Origin of the sequence: Gordonia sp. (in: high G+C Gram-positive bacteria), assembly GCF_049299075.1 — a bacterium.
GTDB lineage: Bacteria > Actinomycetota > Actinomycetes > Mycobacteriales > Mycobacteriaceae > Gordonia.
Genome location: NZ_JBAQWU010000430.1, coordinates 1 through 5,537, shown reverse-complemented (window position 1 = coordinate 5,537; position 5,537 = coordinate 1). Strand labels below are relative to the sequence as shown.

At 66.0% G+C, this 5,537-nt stretch carries 5 protein-coding genes and 1 pseudogene; 3 read left to right on the top strand and 3 right to left on the bottom strand.

The genetic code is table 11. The features are described 5' to 3' along the window. Positions 1 to 223: 223 nt before the first annotated feature. A pseudogene (locus tag WAW85_RS13830) lies at positions 224 to 736 on the top strand (alpha/beta-hydrolase family protein); the annotation flags it as partial. 38 nt (positions 737 to 774) lie between these two features. Next, complete coding sequence (locus WAW85_RS13825; RefSeq protein ID WP_422560179.1) at positions 775 to 1,608, top strand: crotonase/enoyl-CoA hydratase family protein; 834 nt, start codon at positions 775 to 777, stop codon at positions 1,606 to 1,608. 30 nt (positions 1,609 to 1,638) lie between these two features. Here WAW85_RS13825 and WAW85_RS13820 read toward each other — a convergent pair whose 3' ends face one another. Further along, entirely contained in the window at positions 1,639 to 2,106 is a 468-nt protein-coding gene (locus WAW85_RS13820; RefSeq protein ID WP_422560178.1) for a nitroreductase family deazaflavin-dependent oxidoreductase, read from the bottom strand. A 5-nt stretch (positions 2,107 to 2,111) separates the two neighbouring features. Continuing rightward, positions 2,112 to 4,094, bottom strand: coding sequence for a molecular chaperone HtpG (htpG, locus tag WAW85_RS13815; RefSeq protein ID WP_422560177.1), 1,983 nt, complete (start codon positions 4,092 to 4,094; stop codon positions 2,112 to 2,114). A gap of 104 nt (positions 4,095 to 4,198) precedes the next feature. Here htpG and WAW85_RS13810 point away from each other — a divergent pair, with 104 nt between their 5' ends. Beyond that, complete coding sequence (locus tag WAW85_RS13810) at positions 4,199 to 4,975, top strand: PIG-L family deacetylase (protein WP_422560176.1); 777 nt, start codon at positions 4,199 to 4,201, stop codon at positions 4,973 to 4,975. 5 nt (positions 4,976 to 4,980) lie between these two features. Here the strand turns inward: WAW85_RS13810 and WAW85_RS13805 are convergent. After that, the coding region (locus WAW85_RS13805) for an ATP-binding domain-containing protein (protein ID WP_422560175.1) at positions 4,981 to 5,537 on the bottom strand (557 nt) is incomplete at its 5' end.

The following is a 5,537-nucleotide window of genomic DNA, read 5'->3' as shown; positions in this document are numbered from 1 at the left end:
GTGCCGTCGATCCGATCACCCAGCAGCGCCGTGTATACGGCGACGGTCGCTACCGGATCGGCCGAGGCCACATGGAGGGCGACGTCATTGAGTCGCAACGGATCTCGGGACATGATCGTCATCGTGGCACACCCGTAGCCGTGCCCAGTTCCGATCAGTACCCAGCCGATCATTCCCCAGCCGTGTTCTCCGCTGGTGTACGCGAAATGTCGGCCATATCTCGCGGACCGGCGGATTTCAGCGCGACATCGTCGGCATCTGCATGTCCACGGGGACCGGCTGGATCAACCGTTCCATGCCCGAGTCGCTGGAAAACATGTAGAACGGCAACACTGCGATGGCATCCATGGTCTTCGGTGAGAGCCTCGCGTCGTACGGTGCCGAGGCGCCGGTCGGATCCATTCCGACAATGGCTGCACGTACCGACGGCAACCGCATCGTCTATCTGCAGCACCCGTCCGACCCGATCTCCTGGTGGTCGCCGAATCTGCTGTTGGACAAACCGGACTGGCTCGACGAGCCGCGGGGGCGCGACGTCCTCCCCCAGACGCGCCGGATACCGTTCGTCACCTTCCTGCAGGTCGCCGCCGACATGGCCGTCGCGGTGAACGCGCCCGACGGTCACGGCCACAACTTCCTGGCGGCGATTCCCGCTGCCTGGGCCGAAATTCTGCACCCTCCGGGCTGGACGCCGGAACAGACCGAACGGCTGACGCCGCTGCTCACTCGGGACTGACTGCGCCGGGGCCGGACCCGGCGACTAAGGTCAGAGCCATGAGCTACCGCAGCACCGAGTACAAGGCCTTCGAGGTCACCATCGCCGATCACATCGCGGAGGTGACGTTGATCGGACCTGGTCGCGGCAACGCGATGGGTCCGGACTTCTGGTCGGAGTTGGTGCCGATTTTCACCGGGCTCGACGCCGACCCGGACGTGCGGGCGGTGGTGCTGACCGGCGCCGGAAAGAACTTCTCGTACGGACTCGACCTGCCGGCCATGGGCGACGACTTCGGCGCGATTCTGGCCGACGAGGCCAAGGCTGGTCCCCGCACCGATTTCCACAATCTGATCAAGCGCATGCAGTCCGGGATCAACGCGGTGGCCGACTGCCGCAAACCGGTGATCGCCGCAGTGGCTGGCTGGTGCATCGGCGGCGGCGTGGACTTGATCACGGCCGCCGACATCCGGTTGGCCAGCGCCGACGCCAAGTTCAGCGTCCGCGAAGTGCGGGTCGCGATCGTCGCCGATATGGGCTCGCTCGCCCGCCTTCCGCTGATCATCGGCGACGGCCACACTCGCGAACTTGCGCTGACCGGCAAAGATATCGACGCCGCCCGGGCTGACAAGATCGGACTGGTCAACGACGTCTACGACGACCTCGACGCGCTCCTGGCCGCAGCCCGCGCCCAGGCCGCCGAGATCGCCGCTCTGCCCCCGCTCGTCGTTCAGGGCACCATGGCAATCCTGGACCACAGCCGGGCCGCGCACGTCGACGACAGCCTCCGCTACGTCGCCGCCTGGAACTCCGCGTTCCTGCCCAGCAACGATCTCACCGAGGCCCTCACCGCCGTCTTCGAGAAGCGTCCGCCGAAGTTTACCGGCGCGTAAGCCCGCCGCAGCGGGCCGCTGGGTACTGCCTCAGCCGGGAGTGAGCCGAAACAGTGCGATCTCCCGGCTGGTGCGCCGCTCGTAGTTCTCGAAGTTCGGCCACACCGCAACCAAGTGCTGCCAGGCAACCGCCCGCTCATCGCCGCGGAGTTCGTATCCCCGCGCCGGGACGAGCCCACCGGGCCCGTCGATCGACAGATCCCCGGCCGCACGCAAGTTGTACACCCAGGCCGGGGTGGTGGGTCCACCGAAGTGGCTGCCAGCCACCAACCAATCGTCGCCGACCGGGGCGGCCAGCACCGTGGTGGTGCGCACGATCCCGGATTTGCGTCCGGCGATCACCATCGTGACGCTCGGCAGCCCGGCGACGTCGAGCAGGTCCACTCGCCCACCGGTCACCTTCTGGAGCGCCTGGTCGACCTTCACGATCCAGGGCAGATACGGCGGCAACCACTCCAATGCGCCAACACGGACGGCGATCGGGGTCAGCAGGCCCACCGCGGTCAGCCCAGTCCGGCGACGAGAGTGTCGCTGAGCAGCTTCGCGAACTCGGCCGGATCGGCCAATTCACCGCCCTCGGCAAGCACTGCCATCGCGTGGATCAGCTTGGCGGTCGGTTCCAGGGCGGCATGATCGTCGCCACCGTCGGTGTACGCCTTGACCAGTCCGGTGACCAGTGGGTGCTCGGGATTGAGTTCCAGAATGCGTTTGAAATGCGGCAGTTCCTGGCCCGAGGCTCGGTACAGCTTCTCCATCTGCGGCGTCATCGAGAACTCCTCGCCGACCAGGCAGGCTGCCGAGTCGGTAAGGCGCTTGGTGAGGCGCGTCTGACTCACATCGTCGTCGAGCACACCGGTCAGCCAGGTCAGCAGATCAGTGAACTCGGCCTTGCGCTCATCGTCGCCGGCCTCGTCCTCATCGTCCAGCGCCACCTCGCCTTTGGCGACCGAGACGAAGGTGCGACCCTCGAACTCCGGCATCTGCGAGGTCCAGAACTCGTCGACCGGATCCGACAGCAGCAGCACCTCGATGCCCTTGGCACCGAAGCCCTCCAGGTGCGGCGAGCGCTCAATCTGCCGCCGCGATTCGCCGGTCGCGTAGTAGATGACGTCTTGGTCGGCCGGGCAGCGCTCCACGTACGCGGCGAGCGTCGTCGGCGCTTCCGCCGAATGGGTGGAGTTGAAGACGCAGGCCTTCAGGATGGCCTGGAAGTTGTCCTGGTCGCTGGCCAGCCCCTCCTTGAATACCGAACCGAAGTTGTTCCAGAAGGTGGTGTACTTCTCCGGCTCGCGATCTTGCAGCTCCCGGACAGTGCTGATGACCTTCTTCACCAGGCGCCGATGGATCGCGCGGATTTGCCGGTCCTGCTGCAGAATTTCGCGAGATACGTTGAGCGACAGGTCGTTTGCGTCGACCACACCCTGGACGAAACGCAGGTAGGCGGGCAGCAACTCGGGCACGTCGTCGGAGATGAAGACGCGTCGCACATAGAGGTGCAGGTTGCACGGGTGCTCGGGACGGAGCTGCATCATCGGCGGCTGCGACGGCAGGAACAGCAGCGCCTGATACTCGAAGGTGCCTTCGGCGTGCAGCGAGATGGTTTCCAGCGGGGTGTCCCACGCATGACTCACGTGCCGATAGAACTCGGCGTACTCGTCCTCGGAGACTTCGCTGGGCGATTTCGCCCACAGCGCCTTCTGCGAGTTAATCGTGACGTTCTTGGTTTCCGTCGCCGGCTCGGTCTCCCCCGAGTCGTCGTCGACACCCTCTCCGCTGGTCGAGTCCTCTCCGCTGGTTGAGTCCTCTCCGCTGGTTGAGCTTGTCGAAACCGCAACGGTCTCGGCCATGCGGATGGGCCAGGCGATGAAATCGGAGTACTTCTTCACCAGCGAACGGAGCACCTGCGGATCGGCGTAATCGTGTAGTGCGTTGTCGGCGTCGACGGCCTTGAGCGCCAGGGTGATCGACGTGCCCTGCGGCGCGTCGTCGACGTCGTCGATGGTGTAGGTGCCGTCGCCGGTGGACTCCCACCGGGTGCCGATGGTCTCGCCGGCCTGGCGGGTCACCATGGTGACGCGGTCGGCGACCATGAACACCGAGTAGAAGCCGATGCCGAACTGGCCGATGAGCTCCTCGGAGGCGGCGGCGTCGCCGGACTCCGAGAGCGCCTGCCGGAGCTTGGCGGTGCCTGACTTGGCGACGGTGCCGATCAGGTCGATCACCTCGTCACGGCTCATCCCGAGGCCGTTGTCGGCGACGGTGAGGGTCCGTGCGGACTCGTCCGGATTCAGCCAGATGTGCAGGTCGGTGGTGTCGACGTCGAGGTCGGAATTGGTGAGCGATTCGAGTCGGAGCTTGTCGAGCGCGTCGGACGCGTTCGAGATCAGCTCTCGCAGAAAGCTGTCCTTGTTCGAATAGATCGAATGCACGACGAGATCTAGCAGTTGCCGTGCCTCGGCCTGGAACTCGTGCACCTGTGAGCTCATGACGGGACATCCTCCGGTTGATTTCAGTACTTGCGGGTGTGGGGCGCATCTATCTCGCGCGAGCACAGCTTACCGTCGCCGCGCGAGCCGTATTATCTTGTGTTGTGTCCGCACCGAGCGCGCTGTTCATCCACGCCCACCCCGACGATGAGTCGCTGTGGACCGGGGGCACCATCGCCGACCTCGCCGCACGCGGCGGGCGCACCGCGCTGATCACCTGTACCTGGGCCGAAGGCACGTATCGGCATCGCGAATTGCTCGACGCCACCGCCGCTCTCGGCATGACCGAGCCGCCGATCATGCTCGGCTACGCCGACAGCTTTGTGCCCGAATCCGCACCGGGCGCGCCGCGCTTCATCGACGTACCGTTCGACGACCAGGTGGCGCGCGTCGTCGAGCACATTCGGCGGCTGCAGCCCGAGGTGATCGTCACCTACAACGCCTACGGCATCTACGGCCACCCGGACCACATTCACGCGCACCGGATCGCCGCGGCCGCCGCCGATATCGCCGCCATCGCCAACTACCGACCCGATCTGGGCCCGCCGTGGCAGACCGCCACGCTGTACTTCGCGACCCTGCCGCAGAGCACCGTCGCCACGCTGCGGCCGTTCCTCGCCGCCGAGCCGAATGTGAAGATCACCGGCACCGCACCGGACAAGGTGAACGTGACAATCGATCTGCGCAACCGCATCGGAGCGAAGGTCCGGGCTATCAACGCACACGAGACCGAACTCGCCCGCAGCAAGGGTATGCAGGCGTTCATGAAGCTCCCCAGCGAACCCCAGCGCCTGTTCCTCGGCTGGGAAAGCTACCGCCGCCGGGACCTGGTACCGGGTGGTCGTGACCTGACGCAGAACTGGTACTTCATCAGCACCTGATGTCGCTAGAGTTCGCGGATCGACGAGCCGAGCCCCGAGGCCCGCTGAACAGAGCGGCCGACCGCGGCACGTAGGGCTTCCTGGCTCCCGACGATCCGGACGGCGTGCCGAGCCCGGGTGACCGCCGTGTAGAGCAACTCCTTGGTCAGCAGTTGTGCGTCGGTCTCCGGAAGGATGACGGTCACCGTCCCGAATTGGCTGCCCTGACTGCGATGGATCGTCATCGCGTACACCGGTGAGGCATCGGAGAGTTGACTCGGATGCAACGACTTGACGTCCGATCCGCGGGCGAAGACCACCGATAGACCGTCGCCGCTAGTGCCGGTCGGATCTGCGATCACCACACCCGAGTCGCCGTTGAAGATGTCATGCGTACGGTCGTTCGCGTTCACCAGCACCGGCTCGCCCGGATACCAGCCGGTGTGCGGCACCTCGCCCCCGGCTTCGGCGATCCAGTCGGTGACCCGCCGCGACCACCCGGACACCCCGTGGCGCCCAGCGCGATGGGCGCACAGCACCCGATGGGTCACCAGTGCCTCCAGCGCGGCGGACGCGTCGCCGG

Bases quoted from the DNA above. Each gene is read 5' to 3' on its own strand.
- htpG (WP_422560177.1), bottom strand. From the start codon at position 4,094: ATGAGCTCACAGGTGCACGAGTTCCAGGCCGAGGCACGGCAACTGCTA.
- WAW85_RS13825 (WP_422560179.1), top strand. From the start codon at position 775: ATGAGCTACCGCAGCACCGAGTACAAGGCCTTCGAGGTCACCATCGCC.